The sequence below is a fragment of the Erwinia magellanica genome (genome assembly GCF_039023495.1).
In the GTDB taxonomy this organism is placed as follows: Bacteria; Pseudomonadota; Gammaproteobacteria; order Enterobacterales; family Enterobacteriaceae; genus Erwinia.
The window spans coordinates 295,191-309,125 of the sequence record NZ_JBCHVC010000003.1 but is presented as its reverse complement, the minus strand read 5'-3'; the positions used below and the strand labels follow the sequence as shown (position 1 = coordinate 309,125).

The window sequence follows — 13,935 nt, the reverse complement described above, 5'->3', positions numbered from 1 at the left end:
TGATAACTGGCAATGTGTAAAAAATATAATATGAATAGCTGACAGAAGTTTTCGCTTATTACCGATTAAGGTGGCGGTAAACTTGCGCATAATACGCGGCCTGATTTGGCCATTTGAAATGCTGTAACGGCATGAGTGCTTACCAATGAATAATGCGGTAATGAGTCATATCGCGTTTACATTGTGTCATTATATTTTTTACAGGAAAATGGCATGAATGCCACAACTAGCGGTAATAACAACAAAAATAGCATGAACCTGTTGGCAGCGTTTGAGCGGTTTCGTTCAAACCCGAGAATCATTTTTATTATTATTGCTGCCGCGGCGATCTCATTAGTCATTATTCTTTTTTTCTGGGCTAAAACGCCAGACTATCGCGTGCTGTATAGCAATATTGATGATCAGGATGGCGGCGCGGTGGTCGCGCAGCTGACACAAATGAACGTGCCTTACCGTTTTGATGAGCGGCGCGCTGCGATTATGGTGCCAGAAGATCAGGTTTACTCTGTACGGCTAAAACTGGCGCAGCAGGGTTTACCCAAAGGCGGGTCGGTTGGGTTTGAACTACTGGACCAGGAAAAGTTCGGTATCAGCCAGTTCAGCGAACAGATTAACTACCAGCGCGCGCTGGAAGGGGAGCTTTCCCGCACCATTGATACGCTGGGGCCGGTAAAAAGCTCACGCGTTCATCTGGCATTACCAAAAGCGTCGCTGTTTATTCAGGAACAGAAACCCGCTTCGGCATCGGTAACGCTTAACCTACTGGGTGGACGTGTACTGGATGCGGGTCAGATCAGCGCTATTAGTCATCTGGTCTCCAGTGCGGTCACCGGGATGTCCGCTGATGATGTCACTATTGTGGATCAAAATGGTCACCTGTTGACCCAAAGCGGCGATCGGGCTACTCAGACGTCCCAGCTTAACTACATCAGCAAAGTAGAAAGCGATTTTCAGAGGCGTATCCAGGCCATTCTGACGCCGATTGTCGGTAGTAATAACGTTCGGGCGCAGGTTACGGCCAAAATCGATTTCACCACCCATGAGCAGACGGCGGAACAGTATCAGCCCAACAGTTCGCCGGATAAGCAGTCTATCCGCAGCCGCCAGAGTAGCGGCAGTGAGCAGGGGGGTAAAGAGGCGGTCGGCGGCGTGCCTGGTGCGCTGAGCAATCAGCCGCCGGTGCCTACTTCCGCGCCAATTGATACGCCGGTTACCGCGGGCGCGAAGGGCAACAGAGCCGATGCCAGACGTGTTCCTTACAACAGTCATAACGATGAAACCGTCAATTACGAGCTTGATCATACCCTGACGCATATCCGGCGTAACCCCGGTGAGATTGAACGACTTTCTGCTGCGGTCGTCATCAACTATCTCCCCGATAAAAATGGCAAGCCGGTTGCACTGGCAAAAGAGCAGATCGACCAGATAAATCAGCTGGTTAAAGAGGCGATAGGCTTCTCGGCGCAGCGTGGCGATACCCTGAGTGTGGTGAATTCACCGTTCACCCAGCCTGACGAAGATGTCGCGGTGCCCCTCTGGAAACAGCCGGAAGTTATCAGCGTATCGTTGCAAGCTGGACGCTATCTGCTGCTGCTGCTGATCGCCTGGTTGCTGTGGAGTAAAGCGGTGCAGCCTTTCTGGATCAAACATCAGCAACTGGCGCTCCAACGGCTCGAAATGGAAAAACAGGCGCGTCAGGCTGAGCTGGATGCAGAAATAAGCCGCAAAGAGAGCATTGAGAAAAATAAAGTCAAACAGCGCGTGGATACTGAAATTACTACCCAGCATTTGCGACATCTCGCCGAGCAGGAACCACATGTTCTGGCTGCGGTAATTCGCAAGTGGTTGATTAGGGAGCAAAAGCCGTAATGAACGCAGCCGAGAAGTGTGCCATGGTGATGTTAACGCTGGGCGATGAGTGCGCAGCGGAAGTCTTCAAACATCTTAATTCACATGAAGTGACGCAGATCAGTAGCGCCATGTTCAATATTGAAGGCATTACGCACGATAACCTGGCGGTGGTGATGAAAGAGTTCGAACGCGATGTCTCTGACTTCGCTGCGCTGAACTTCAATACCAACGATTATCTGCGCAACGTATTGGTGAAAGCGCTGGGCGAGGAACGCGCCTCCAGTTTGCTGGAGGATCTGCTGGATACTCATTCCCACGTTAACGGTCTTGAAACGCTTAACTTCATGGAACCTCAGACTGTCTTTGACGTGATTCGTGAGGAACATCCGCAGGTTATCGCCACTATTCTGGTGCATTTAAAACGTGCCCAGGCGGCGGATGTACTGGCTAAATTTGACGATCGTGAACGTAACGACATCATGCTGCGTATTGCGACATTTGGCGGCGTTCAGCCCGCTGCTTTGCAGGAACTCACTGAGGTGTTGAATAATCTGTTAACCGGACAGAATTTGAAGCGCAGCAAAATGGGTGGGGTAAGACCGGCGGCTGAAATACTTAACTTGATGAAATCACATCAGGAAGAGGCGGTGATCGATGCGGTACGCGAATTTGACCAGGAGCTGGCGCAGAAAATTATTGATGAGATGTTCCTGTTTGAAAATCTGGTGGAACTCGACGATCGCAGCATTCAGCGTCTGTTGCAGGAAGTCGAAAATGAGACATTGATCATTGCGCTGAAAGGGGCGGATCAGCCGTTACGCGACGCCTTCTTCCGCAATATGTCGAAGCGTTTAGCCGCCATCCTGATGGAAGATCTCAATTCACGCGGCCCGGTACGTATGTCGCAGGTTGAGGCTGAGCAGAAAAATATCCTGTTGATTGTCCGTCGCTTAGCAGAAAGTGGAGAGATCGTGCTGGGCGGAGGTGAAGATGTCTACGTCTGATCGTGAATCGCCAGATAGCTGGCAGCTCTGGCAGCCGGAAAGTCTGCTGGAGAGTGATCCCCCTGTCAGTCATGACATTCAGCAAACCACACCCGCTGGCGATCCGGCCACGGATCAGCAGTTTCAGGCAGAGCTTGCCCAGCTACGTCAGCGAGCTGAGCAACAAGGCTATGCGGCAGGTGAGCAGAGAGGCATGGAGCAGGGACAGGCCATGGGTTACCAGGAGGGATTCAGACAGGGTGAAAAAGCGGGACTGGCGCAGGGTCTTGCCGACGGCATTGCTCAGCAACAGCAGCTGGTCAGCCGGTTTTCAATGCTGATCAACGAATTCCAGGCCGCACTGGATAGCCTCGATAGCGTGATCCCTGCCCGCTTAGTTCAGCTTTCTCTGAATGCCGTTCGTACCATGTTCGGTAAGCATATTGTGTGTGATACCTCACTTTTACTGCAAAAGATTGAGCATCTGCTTCAGGAGAACATTCAGTTTATCAACCATGTCGTTCTATGGGTGAGTGAAGAGGATTTGCCGCTGGTGCAGCAGCAGTTAGGGGAGATTCTGGCTGGCCATAACTGGGCATTACGTGCAGATGAGAGCATGGTGCCGGGCGGTTGCCGCATCACATCGGAAGAGGGCGAGCTGGACGCAACGCTGTCAACCCAATGGCAAAGGCTGTGCAATCTGAGTAAGGAAGATTATTACTCATGAGCATGCGCCTTAAAAACTGGCTCGATGCCATTGTCCGGAGCGAGCAACAAATCATGACGCTGCCGCCTTACCAGCAGTATGGCAAGCTGGTTCGCGCCACTGGCCTGGTCATGGAGGTGGTTGGGTTAAAGCTTCCGATAGGCACGCTCTGCATGATAGAACGAAAACGCACCGATGGCGCAGAGTTTGTCGAAGGGGAAGTGGTCGGTTTCAATGACCGGGTGCTTTTTATCATGCCGCTGGAAAATGTAGATGGCGTATTGCCGGGCGCTCGCGTGTGTGTCCAGTCAGACGCCACGACCAGCGGTAAACAGTTACCGCTTGGCCCTGAATTACTTGGTCGGGTGCTGGATGCCAGCGGCCGACCGCTCGATGGCTTACCTGCTTTGAGCCGAAAAAGTGCGGGTTCGCTGTTTACCGCAACAGTCAATCCGTTGCTGCGTGACCCGATCAAACAGGTGCTTGATGTCGGTGTTCGGGCCATTAATGGTTTACTGACCGTTGGGCGAGGCCAGCGAATGGGGCTGTTCGCCGGTTCCGGCGTCGGGAAAAGTGTACTGCTGGGAATGATGGCGCGCTATACCAAAGCTGATGTGATTGTGGTCGGGCTGATTGGTGAGCGCGGCCGCGAAGTAAAAGATTTTATCGAGAATATCCTCGGCGAAGAGGGGCGGAGCCGTTCGGTAGTGATTGCCGCGCCCGCCGATGTTTCGCCAATATTAAGAATGCAGGGGGCCGTTTACGCCACCCGGATCGCTGAAGATTTTCGCGATCGTGGCAAAGATGTCTTGCTCATTATGGATTCACTGACGCGCTACGCGATGGCGCAACGAGAGATCGCGTTAGCGATTGGCGAACCGCCCGCGACTAAAGGTTATCCCCCTTCAGTGTTTGCAAAGCTACCCGCGTTGGTGGAGCGTGCCGGTAATGGCATCAAAAATGGTGGCTCTGTGACCGCCTTCTATACCGTACTGACCGAAGGTGACGATCAGCAGGATCCGGTGGCTGATTCGGCGCGTGCCATTCTTGATGGACATATTGTGTTGTCACGCCAGCTTGCGGAGTCGGGTCATTATCCTGCTATCGATATTGAAGCCTCTATCAGCCGGGCAATGACAGAGTTGATTAGCGCCGCGCATTATAAGAAAACCCAGCGTTTTAAACAGCTTCTTTCCGCTTACCAGCACAACCGCGATCTGATCAGTGTAGGCGCGTATGCATCGGGCAGCGATCCGCGGCTGGATGAAGCTATCGCGCTCTACCCAAACATGGAAGGGTATTTGCAGCAGGGGATCTATGAATGCAGCGAATATGAAACCGCCCTTGAACAGCTAAACGCGCTGTTTCCTTCGACCTGATAACAAAGTGAGTAGAGATAATGGCAACTCGTTCGCCCATGGAAATGCTGCGTGAAAAAGCACAAGAGCAGTTGGATGAGACTACCCAGCAGTTGGGTAAAACCCGCCAGAGCTATGAGAAGGCATGCGCCCAGCTGCATCAACTGAAGAGTTATCAGCATGAGTATCAGCACCAGTTTACCGCCCGCACCAGGGATAAAGGATTACTGATTTCACATATCCTGAGTTATCAGGCGTTTATCGACTCGTTAAATCAGGTGGTCAAACAATACAGCACCCACGTAACGGCCTGTGAAAATGCGGTCAATCATGCGCTTTCAGCATGGAAACATGACCACCAGCGGCTTAATGCCTTCACAACGCTTAAAAGTCGCGCTGATGCTGCTGCCCGGCAAAAAGAAAATCGTCTGGAACAAAAATTAATGGATGAGTTCGCCAGTCAAACCTTATTAAGGAAGAAATTCGTATGATAGTTGCCAAAATAGCGGCTACAAAGCCAGTGGCTGGCAATACCCTGACGCAGGATGACTCGCCAGCCGATGCCCAGGCATTTGCCCAACTCCTTGATGAGAAAACCGCCGAATCAGCCGCAAAATCACCGCTTCCGGCACAAGGGGCGGCCAGGGCAGGCTCCCCCAACCCGGCTGACAGCGCCTCTTCTGAAGTGACCGATGAAACCGGTAGCCCGACAGCGGAAGATATCGCGAACCTGTCACTGCTGGTTTTCCTGAATCCGTTTCACGCTAGCCTGCCGACAGGGGAAGCCGCTAAAAAAGAGAAGCTGTTGCCACAGGAGGATGCACTGCCGGGCAGTGACTTACTTGCTGGCAACCTTCAGCCACTGACGTTGCTTACTCATCCCGATGCAGCACCGCTGAGTGCTAAGGCTGAACCCCTGACCATGGAGGCAACGGCCTCCGACGAAAATAGCCTGGCGGTGGCTGATGTGTCATTGCTGCCGGTCACGGCGGAGACAACTACAGAGCACGAGCACGAGCACGAGCACGAGGCTATTGCCTCTGCCTTGCGTTCCGCGCCTGCTACCGGGCTAAAACCAGCTGTCAGCCAGCAGGATCCGCAGACTGGCACCGCAGCGATTACCCAACTCAGCGCGGTTACTGCGGCGGTGGGCCAGGGTAGTAGCGCATTGCCATCGGGGATTAACATGATGCCAGTGAAAGGTGCTGAACTTTCTCACCCGGCAGATCGAGTGAATTCGCTGCCTGATCCGGCACTGTCGCCCGCTGTAGTGAGCCAGCCCGCCAGCGCCACGGTGACTGAGCCGCCAGCCACCAGTGGCCTGCTTACCCAGCAAATGGGTACACCAGCCTGGCAGCAATCTCTGGGGCAACAGATTGCCTGCTTCACGCGTGATGGCATTCAACACGCTGAATTACGGCTGCATCCGGAAGAACTGGGTTCGATTCAGATCACCCTGCAACTCAAAAATGAACAGGCGCAAATGCACTTTGTTTCGCCCAGTCATCAGGTTCGCGCCGCGATTGAGGCGGCGGTTCCCCATCTGCGCACTTCACTGGCGGAGTCAGGCATTGAGCTGGGTCAGAGCAGCGTAGGCGCCGATTCCTCTTCTGGCTGGAAAGATTCTGGCCAGTCAGAACAGTCCGGGCGGCAGAGTTTCGCGCAAGCGCAACAGGTCAGGAGTAACCAGAACCCGGAGGAGCGGATTGAAACAGCAGTGAGAACAGTGAGTTATAACAATGGCATTAATACATTTGCATAATGCCCTTGTTATAGGGGGAATTATTGACAGTTGTTTCATCTTTTAAATCAATAACCCGACGGTCGAATAGAATAGAATGCTCCGCTCATCCCGAACGTCCCATAAAGTTAAACCTGACAGAATTGTGAACAGGATATTTAAAAAATAATGCCAAAAACAAAAAAGAAAGCTTCTGGAAACGGAAGTAAACGCTCATTTATTTTTTTGCTACTCATGTTAATTATTCTGGGGTTGGGCGGGATTTCTGGCTACATGTATTATCAGCTTCATAAAATTAAATCTCAGGATCAGAAAAAGCAAAATATAACCTCACCGACAGAAAAAAACATAGCTTCACAGTCTCCTATTTATATCGAGCTGGATACGTTTACCGTAAGCCTTAAACCGGTCGAAAATGATAGCGACCGCGTGTTGTATGTTGGCCTGACTCTGCGGCTTAAAGACGAGAAATCGAAGGCGCTGATTGCGAAATTTCTGCCAGAGATCCGCAGCCGTTTACTGCTGCTCTTTTCTCAGCAAACCGGAGCTGAACTGGCTACCGATAATGGTAAGCTTGAATTAATTAAGAAAATTAAAGACGTTGTTAGTCTGCCACTGGCTGAGCAACAGAGCGCAAAAGTCGAAGATGTATTATTTAATGCCTTTATTCTACGGTAAATCCTATGTCTGATAGTATATTATCTCAGGCTGAAATTGACCGTCTTTTAAATGGCGGCAACAGCGCAGAAAGTGAAGTTGTTAAGGTGGCACCAGGGACTGACGAAATCAGGCCCTATGATCCTAACACGCAGCGACGTGTTATTCGCGATCGTATGCAGTCGCTGGAAATTATTAATGAGCGATTTGCGCGTCAGTTTCGCATGGATATGTTCAATCTGATGCGTCGTAATCCGGATGTCACCGCTGGCGTTATTCGCATCCAGCCTTATCATGAGTTTGCGCGCAACTTACCGGTGCCCACGAATCTTAATTTAGTGCATTTGAACCCGTTGCGCGGCACCGCGCTGTTTGCTTTCTCACCTCATCTGGTCTCGATGGCGGTTGATAGCCTGTTTGGTGGTGATGGCCGTTTTCCGACCAAAGTAGATGGCCGTGAATTCACTCCGACAGAGCAGCGTATTATCAGACGTATTATGTCAATGGCGCAATCCTCTTATGACGAGGCCTGGAGTTCAATATTTAAACTCCAGACGCAATTTGTGCGCTCAGAAACGCAGATAAAATTTACCAATATCACCTCATCTCCAAATGATATCGTGGTGACAACTTCGTTTTCAATTGAAATTGGTTCGCATATGGGCGAGCTGAATATCTGCATCCCGTTCAGCATCATTGAACCTTTACGTGAACTGTTAACTAATCCGCCACGTGAAAACTCGCGCCATGAAAATGAGCAATGGCACAGTACGTTATCGTACCAGGTGCGGGATACGGAACTGGATTTGGTTGCCAGGCTGGCGGAAATTCCCACTCATGTTTCCCGAATTATGAACTTAAAGAAAGGGGATATCATTTCACTGGATAAGCCTGATGTCATACAGGTCTATTCTGACGGTCATCCCGTTTTTAGCGGTAAATATGGCCTGCTTAATAAACAGCTGGCAATTAAAGTCGAAAATATTTTTGCTCCTTCTTTATTACCGGTTAACAAGGAAAAATAACGCATGAGTGACACCATTCAGCCAACTGATGCTGGTGAACCAGCAATCGATGACCTCTGGGGAGAAGCCTTAAATGAGCAGTTATCTGTTGAAAAAAACGCTGCTGCGGCACCACCCGTAAAAGAGGAACCGCTGGTAAGTTTGTCAGAAGATCTGAATCTGGTGCTGGATATCCCGGTAAAAATGACCGTGGAATTAGGCCGCACCAAGATGACAATTAAAGAATTATTGCGTTTGAGTCAGGGTTCAGTCGTGCCTCTGGAAGGTCTGGCCGGTGAGCCACTGGATATTCTGATCAACGGTTACCTGATTGCACAGGGCGAAGTGGTGGTGGTCTCGGATAAATTTGGCGTACGCATTACCGATATTATTACCCCTTCAGAAAGAATGCAGCGTCTGAGCCGATAATGATTACCCCGATTCCATCCCAGATAGAGGCTATTCCTCTGTTAAATGAACGTGCATCGACTGGCTCAATGTTGCTGAACCTCAGCGGTGCGCTACTTGTGATCGTCGTATTGATTGTGATCACTGCCTTGCTGCTGCGCCGTAGTCGATGGGGAGGCTGGCTGTCTGACGGAAAAAATCTGCTGACGGTCAAATACAGTTACGCTTTAGGTCAACGCGAGCGTGTGGTCATGATTGAAGTCGCTGACCGCTGGTTATTGCTCGGTGTTACACCCGGCGGTATTACGTTGCTGAGCGAAATAGATAAGCCTGTCGGCAATGACGCAGATAACGCTTTAAACAGCAGTTTTCAACAGATGCTGTTGCGCAGTATCAGTAAAAAGTCGGGGAATAATTCATGAGACGCACCGTTGGCTGGATCGTCCGTGTGGTGCCGATGTTGCTGATAGTCATGCTTTGCTCACGCTCAGCCTGGGCTGCCAACGGCGATATTATGATTGGGCATAGCGCGAAGGGAGAAAACTGGTCGCTACCGGTGCAGACGCTGGTGTTGTTAACTTCAATGACGCTCCTGCCCGCGGTGCTGTTAATGATGACCGGTTTCACCCGCATCATCATCGTGCTGGGACTGCTGCGTAATGCTCTGGGCACCGCCTCTTCTCCGCCAAATCAGGTGCTGCTTGGGCTGGCGCTGTTTCTGACCTTTTTCGTCATGTCGCCAGTGCTGTCACAGGTCTACGATACGGCCTGGCTCCCGCTTTCTCAGGACAAGATCACTATGCAGGAAGCACTGGAAAAAGGGGCGTTGCCGATGCGTAATTTTATGTTTGAACAGACCCGCCAAACCGATTTGGCTCTGTTTACCCGTATCGCCAGGCTACCGAATTACTCCAGCCGTGATGATGTGCCGATGCGTATCCTGCTACCCGCTTTTGTGACCAGCGAGCTGAAAAGTGGTTTCCAGATTGGCTTCACTATTTTCATGCCTTTTCTGATTATTGACCTGGTGGTCGCCAGTGTGCTGATGGCGCTGGGGATGATGATGGTGCCACCGGCAACCCTGTCATTACCCTTCAAGCTGATGCTCTTTGTGCTGGTAGATGGCTGGCAGTTAATTCTTGGTTCACTGGCACAAAGTTTCTATAGCTAAGCGAGCAATAAAATGACGCCAGAAAGTGTAATGGGGTTGGGTTTTCAATCAATCAAGGTTGCCTTAATGGTTGCTGCGCCGTTACTGCTCGGCTCGATGTTTACCGGCCTGATCGTCAGTATATTGCAGGCAACAACCCAGATTAATGAATCAACGCTCTCATTTATTCCCAAAGTACTCACCGTTATTGTGGTGCTTATTGTGCTCGGGCCGTGGATGCTGGGGACGTTAATGGATTATATGCACGCAGTATTCAGCAATATCGCCACAATAATCCGTTAAATTATGCAAAGCCTGCCGCTGCCTGACATTAATGATGTTATTACTCACTATTTTTGGCCATTGACCCGAACCCTGGCATTATTCTCTACTGCTCCTGTTTTCAGCGAAAAAGTAGCCGTAAAGAAAGTGAAAATTGGGCTGGCAATGTTGATAGCCTTTCTGATTGGACAAAACCTCCCCGACAGCCAGATTGGGCTGCTGTCGTTAACAGGTTTATGGGTTACCCTGAAAGAGATCATTATTGGCGCCGCCATTGGATTAACAGTGCAGTTTATTTTTGCTGCCATGCGCTACGCGGGTGAAGTTATTGGCTTGCAGATGGGGCTATCGTTTGCCGCGTTTTTTGATCCCTCTGGCAACCAGACCATGCCGGTACTGGCCAGAGTGTTGAATGTGATCTTCACACTGCTGTTCCTGGCGTTTGATGGGCATCTTTACCTGATTAAGGCGTTGGCCGACAGTTATACCTTATTACCGATCAGCGCCGCGCCGCTCAGCCGTAGTGGGTTTTATCTGTTACCGGAAGCGGCGGCGATTATTTTCAACTGCGGATTAAGAGTCGGGATGCCGGTCATTACCTTATTACTGGCACTTAACCTGACGCTGGGCTTACTTAACCGGCTCACTCCTCAACTCTCTATTTTTGTTATCGGATTCCCGATTTCGATCAGCCTCGGTACAGGAGCGCTACTCCTGGTAATGTATAATTTCCCGCCAATCTTTTATGATTTGATGAATGACATTTTCACTACGGTACACACCATTCTGAACGGTTTTGGCTGAGTCACCCGACTACTGGTCAGGCAGTAAACCAGAAGTACTGCCTGACTCTGCGTGCGACAGGAGGAGTTAACCGCGGCCATGCGGCTCATCTCAACCAAACGCCGGACCCAGCGAAATCACGCCGTTCGGGGGGAAGGTCTTATGGCTGCAATGGTAGTGATGAGGGATATGCGGCAGATTAACCGTCCCGACGGTACCGGGCATCTGATAAATATCACGCAGAAAACCGCTCAGATTAATGTAATCACCAATGGGATAAGGATCGCATTTGAAATGCGCCAGTTTTGCTGGCCCGGATGAATGACGCTCTTTATAAAAAAAGCGGCTTACCAGCCAGCTTCAACAATCAAAGAAACCCCGCTCCGGCGCGGTTTTTGCGTTTCAGCGGGCAGGGTAATGCAAGCTTTCTGCTTTCTTCGTTACGGGAAAGAGGATTAGCAGGTAAACTTCAGGGATCGTTCGTAAATCCTTGTGGGGAGCAGAGTATGAATACGGGACCGCTTAACGAAGAGCAACTGGAATGGCTGGATGAGGTGTTGCTGGAGTATGGCAACGATGAGTCCGTGCTGGATATCTCTGAGCTGGACGGCATGCTGACTGCGGTGCTTTCCGGGCCAAATAAGCTGGAAAATTCAGTCTGGCTCACGGCGATGTGGGGCGGACAGCAGCATATTCCCCGCTGGGCTGATGAAGCGGAAGAGGCCCGGTTCAACGACCTCCTGTTCCAGCACAAGAACGATATTGCCGAAAGACTCTCAACGGCGCCTGATCAGTTCGATCCGCTGTTTGGCTACAGCACCGTTGATGAGGAAGATTACATCGTGGTGGAAGAGTGGTGTTTCGGCTATCTGCGAGGGGTGGGGCTGGATGACTGGTCAACCCTGCCGGAAACTCTGCTGCCCGCGCTTGACGCGATTGCGCTGCATGCTTCAGAAGAGGGGACCGCAATCATTGATAAAATGACACCAGAAGAGTACGAACGCAGTCAGGCTGCTATCAGCCCCGCCGCATTGCAGCTTTATGGTTACTGGTCGGCACTGCGTAAATCTGACGTCTGATTTTCACCGCTGCTGAAAAAGAAAACCCCGCGTAAGCGGGGTTTTGCGTTGTATATGAAAAATTTCCCTGGTGCTGCAATGAGCTGTTTATCATAAACGCACAGCTCCGTTTTCGTCTGATTCTGTTTCAGATCGCTAAATTTCCCTGGTGCCGGCTTAAATTAAACAGGCAAATCAATAATCAGCGCGCGCAGCGGTGTCTCAGCGACCAGCGTCACGCTCTGTTCATCACAGACAAAGGCACCGTCGCCACAGACTAACTCTTCTTTAGCCTGGGAGCTGGCAACCGCATTTAAACTGCCGTGGATCGACTGCACATAGGCGCGTGGCCCGTTAAGCTTCACGGTCTGCGTCTCTCCAGGTTTCAGCACGACGTGGTGAACCCAGACCTGCTGACGCAGTTGCAGGCTTTGATCTGCGCCGTCAGGGGAAGCGAGCAGCATATAACGCGCCTTCTCGGCCATCTGTATCCGCTGTACACCAGCATTCTCACGCTCAGGACAGGCATCCAGCCAGAGCTGCATACGCGTCAGTTCCTGCTCTTTACTGAGGTTGAATTCGCTGTAGCTTACGCCAGGCTGGGTCGACAACAGCAACGCCTCCCCCGCGCAGACGGTGACATGATTGCCCTCGCTGTCACGATATTCTGCCTCTCCCTGTAAGATCAGATTCAGTACATCGACCTTTGGATAGGTTCTGGGTTGAAAGGAAGCCCCTGGTGCCAGCACTTCCTGATTGAGCACGCGTAACGACGCATAGCCCAGTAATTTGGGGTCAAAATAGTGGCCAAAGGAAAAGGTATAGCGCGCTTGCAGCCAGCCATAATCAGCCTTGCCACACTCTTGCGCGGTGCGACTGGTAATCATATATCCTCCCCGGTCAGTTCATTTTACCGACCGTTTATTATCCTTCTATGGTAAGTTTCTGGACGGCAGATTGTTAGCCAGTTAATCTGCTCGGTATATTCAAAATTCCTGACAGAGAACTGCTATGGCTAAAGACCGCGCCCTGACGCTGGAAGCGCTGAGAGTGATGGATGCGATTGATCGGCGGGGAAGTTTTGCGGCTGCGGCAGATGAGCTGGGCCGCGTACCTTCTGCCCTGAGTTACACGATGCAGAAGCTGGAAGAAGAGCTGGACGTGGTGCTGTTTGACCGTTCCGGGCATCGTACCAAATTTACCAACGTAGGCAGGATGCTGCTTGAGCGTGGAAGAGTGTTGCTGGAAGCGGCCGATAAGCTGACGACAGATGCTGAAGCACTGGCAAGAGGGTGGGAAACGCACCTGACAATTGTCACGGAAGCGCTGGTGCCCAGCCGCTACCTGTTTCCGCTGCTGGATAAGCTTGCCGAAAAAGCCAACACGCAAATTTCGCTGGTCACTGAGGTGCTGGCGGGTGCCTGGGAGCGGCTGGAGCAAGGCCGGGCGGATATTGTGATTGCCCCGGATATGCATTTTCGCGCCTCGTCGGAAATAAATACCCGCAAGCTCTACAGCATGATCAGCGTAATAGTTGCCAGCCCGGATCACCCAATCCATGACGAGCCAGAGCCGCTGTCAGAGGTCACCAGGGTGAAATATCGCGGGATTGCCGTTGCGGATACCGCGCGCGAGCGTCCGGTGCTCACTGTGCAGCTGCTGGACAAGCAGCAACGGCTGACCGTCAGCTCCATTGAAGACAAACGCCGTGCGCTGCTTGCCGGGCTTGGGGTGGCTTCCATGCCCTATCCGATGGTGGAAAAGGATATTGCCGAAGGGCGGCTGCGCGTTGTCAGCCCGGAATATACCCGCGAGGTTGACATTATCATGGCCTGGCGACGTGACAGCATGGGTGAAGCGAAAGCCTGGTGCCTGCGTGAAATCCCAAAACTGATGGCGAAGCGGAGCAACTAAGCCGCGCGTTCCGCCAACATGCGGGTGAAACAGCGCATCC

At 51.5% G+C, this 13,935-nt stretch carries 16 protein-coding genes and 1 pseudogene; 15 read left to right on the top strand and 2 right to left on the bottom strand.

Annotation, left to right across the window (positions count from 1 at the left end; all coding sequences use genetic code 11):
• Positions 1-213 precede the first annotated feature (213 nt).
• From fliF to fliR, 13 genes are all read left to right on the top strand, one after another.
• Positions 214-1,869, top strand: a complete 1,656-nt coding sequence (fliF, locus tag AAH450_RS13140; RefSeq protein ID WP_342910626.1) for a flagellar basal-body MS-ring/collar protein FliF — start codon at positions 214-216, stop codon at positions 1,867-1,869.
• Positions 1,869-2,855, top strand: coding sequence for a flagellar motor switch protein FliG (gene fliG, locus AAH450_RS13135; protein ID WP_342910625.1), 987 nt, complete (start codon positions 1,869-1,871; stop codon positions 2,853-2,855). The genes fliF and fliG overlap by 1 nt, the downstream gene beginning before the upstream one ends.
• Complete coding sequence (locus AAH450_RS13130) at positions 2,842-3,561, top strand: flagellar assembly protein FliH (protein WP_342910624.1); 720 nt, start codon at positions 2,842-2,844, stop codon at positions 3,559-3,561. The genes fliG and AAH450_RS13130 overlap by 14 nt, the downstream gene beginning before the upstream one ends.
• Positions 3,558-4,919 carry a flagellar protein export ATPase FliI gene (gene fliI, locus AAH450_RS13125; RefSeq protein WP_342910623.1) on the top strand — a complete coding sequence of 454 codons (1,362 nt, stop codon included), beginning with the start codon at positions 3,558-3,560 and terminating at the stop codon, positions 4,917-4,919. Before AAH450_RS13130 ends, fliI begins: the two co-directional genes overlap by 4 nt.
• 20 nt (positions 4,920-4,939) lie before the next feature.
• Entirely contained in the window at positions 4,940-5,389 is a 450-nt protein-coding gene (fliJ, locus tag AAH450_RS13120; RefSeq protein ID WP_342910622.1) for a flagellar export protein FliJ, read from the top strand.
• Positions 5,386-6,660: a flagellar hook-length control protein FliK gene (locus tag AAH450_RS13115; RefSeq protein ID WP_342910621.1), complete on the top strand. Its 1,275-nt coding sequence runs from the start codon at positions 5,386-5,388 to the stop codon at positions 6,658-6,660. Before fliJ ends, AAH450_RS13115 begins: the two co-directional genes overlap by 4 nt.
• A gap of 147 nt (positions 6,661-6,807) precedes the next feature.
• Complete coding sequence (gene fliL / locus AAH450_RS13110) at positions 6,808-7,317, top strand: flagellar basal body-associated protein FliL (RefSeq protein ID WP_342910620.1); 510 nt, start codon at positions 6,808-6,810, stop codon at positions 7,315-7,317.
• 5 nt (positions 7,318-7,322) lie between these two features.
• On the top strand, positions 7,323-8,321 hold the full coding sequence (fliM, locus tag AAH450_RS13105; protein WP_342910619.1) for a flagellar motor switch protein FliM: 999 nt from the start codon (positions 7,323-7,325) through the stop codon (positions 8,319-8,321).
• A gap of 3 nt (positions 8,322-8,324) precedes the next feature.
• Positions 8,325-8,729 (top strand): flagellar motor switch protein FliN, encoded by a 405-nt coding sequence (gene fliN / locus AAH450_RS13100; protein ID WP_342910618.1) that lies wholly within the window; start codon positions 8,325-8,327, stop codon positions 8,727-8,729.
• Positions 8,729-9,130 (top strand): flagellar biosynthetic protein FliO, encoded by a 402-nt coding sequence (gene fliO, locus AAH450_RS13095; protein WP_342910617.1) that lies wholly within the window; start codon positions 8,729-8,731, stop codon positions 9,128-9,130. Before fliN ends, fliO begins: the two co-directional genes overlap by 1 nt.
• A 92-nt stretch (positions 9,131-9,222) precedes the next feature.
• Positions 9,223-9,879, top strand: coding sequence for a flagellar type III secretion system pore protein FliP (fliP, locus tag AAH450_RS13090; RefSeq protein WP_342910827.1), 657 nt, complete (start codon positions 9,223-9,225; stop codon positions 9,877-9,879).
• Positions 9,880-9,891: 12 nt separating this feature from the next.
• On the top strand, positions 9,892-10,161 hold the full coding sequence (gene fliQ / locus AAH450_RS13085; RefSeq protein WP_342910616.1) for a flagellar biosynthesis protein FliQ: 270 nt from the start codon (positions 9,892-9,894) through the stop codon (positions 10,159-10,161).
• Between the two features lie 3 nt (positions 10,162-10,164).
• On the top strand, positions 10,165-10,944 hold the full coding sequence (fliR, locus tag AAH450_RS13080; protein WP_342910615.1) for a flagellar biosynthetic protein FliR: 780 nt from the start codon (positions 10,165-10,167) through the stop codon (positions 10,942-10,944).
• Between the two features lie 90 nt (positions 10,945-11,034).
• On the opposite strand, the pseudogene AAH450_RS13075 reads toward fliR, so the two are convergent.
• Positions 11,035-11,235 (bottom strand): annotated as a pseudogene (locus AAH450_RS13075) (glutathione S-transferase family protein); the annotation flags it as partial.
• Positions 11,236-11,429: 194 nt separating this feature from the next.
• Between AAH450_RS13075 and AAH450_RS13070 the strand changes: the two are divergent.
• Entirely contained in the window at positions 11,430-12,002 is a 573-nt protein-coding gene (locus AAH450_RS13070) for a UPF0149 family protein (protein ID WP_342910614.1), read from the top strand.
• Between the two features lie 161 nt (positions 12,003-12,163).
• Here AAH450_RS13070 and AAH450_RS13065 read toward each other — a convergent pair whose 3' ends face one another.
• A complete protein-coding gene (locus AAH450_RS13065) occupies positions 12,164-12,868 on the bottom strand; it encodes a pirin family protein (protein ID WP_342910613.1) in 705 nt (234 codons plus the stop codon).
• 124 nt (positions 12,869-12,992) lie between these two features.
• Here AAH450_RS13065 and AAH450_RS13060 point away from each other — a divergent pair, with 124 nt between their 5' ends.
• Positions 12,993-13,895, top strand: a complete 903-nt coding sequence (locus tag AAH450_RS13060) for a LysR family transcriptional regulator (protein ID WP_342910612.1) — start codon at positions 12,993-12,995, stop codon at positions 13,893-13,895.
• Positions 13,896-13,935 lie beyond the last annotated feature (40 nt).

Bases quoted from the DNA above. Each gene is read 5' to 3' on its own strand.
- AAH450_RS13115 (WP_342910621.1), top strand. From the start codon at position 5,386: ATGATAGTTGCCAAAATAGCGGCTACAAAGCCAGTGGCTGGCAATACC.
- fliG (WP_342910625.1), top strand. From the start codon at position 1,869: ATGAACGCAGCCGAGAAGTGTGCCATGGTGATGTTAACGCTGGGCGAT.
- fliN (WP_342910618.1), top strand. From the start codon at position 8,325: ATGAGTGACACCATTCAGCCAACTGATGCTGGTGAACCAGCAATCGAT.
- fliI (WP_342910623.1), top strand. From the start codon at position 3,558: ATGAGCATGCGCCTTAAAAACTGGCTCGATGCCATTGTCCGGAGCGAG.
- AAH450_RS13065 (WP_342910613.1), bottom strand. From the start codon at position 12,868: ATGATTACCAGTCGCACCGCGCAAGAGTGTGGCAAGGCTGATTATGGC.
- fliF (WP_342910626.1), top strand. From the start codon at position 214: ATGAATGCCACAACTAGCGGTAATAACAACAAAAATAGCATGAACCTG.
- fliP (WP_342910827.1), top strand. From the start codon at position 9,223: ATGATTGGGCATAGCGCGAAGGGAGAAAACTGGTCGCTACCGGTGCAG.
- fliJ (WP_342910622.1), top strand. From the start codon at position 4,940: ATGGCAACTCGTTCGCCCATGGAAATGCTGCGTGAAAAAGCACAAGAG.
- fliO (WP_342910617.1), top strand. From the start codon at position 8,729: ATGATTACCCCGATTCCATCCCAGATAGAGGCTATTCCTCTGTTAAAT.
- fliL (WP_342910620.1), top strand. From the start codon at position 6,808: ATGCCAAAAACAAAAAAGAAAGCTTCTGGAAACGGAAGTAAACGCTCA.
- fliM (WP_342910619.1), top strand. From the start codon at position 7,323: ATGTCTGATAGTATATTATCTCAGGCTGAAATTGACCGTCTTTTAAAT.
- AAH450_RS13130 (WP_342910624.1), top strand. From the start codon at position 2,842: ATGTCTACGTCTGATCGTGAATCGCCAGATAGCTGGCAGCTCTGGCAG.
- AAH450_RS13060 (WP_342910612.1), top strand. From the start codon at position 12,993: ATGGCTAAAGACCGCGCCCTGACGCTGGAAGCGCTGAGAGTGATGGAT.
- fliR (WP_342910615.1), top strand. From the start codon at position 10,165: ATGCAAAGCCTGCCGCTGCCTGACATTAATGATGTTATTACTCACTAT.
- fliQ (WP_342910616.1), top strand. From the start codon at position 9,892: ATGACGCCAGAAAGTGTAATGGGGTTGGGTTTTCAATCAATCAAGGTT.
- AAH450_RS13070 (WP_342910614.1), top strand. From the start codon at position 11,430: ATGAATACGGGACCGCTTAACGAAGAGCAACTGGAATGGCTGGATGAG.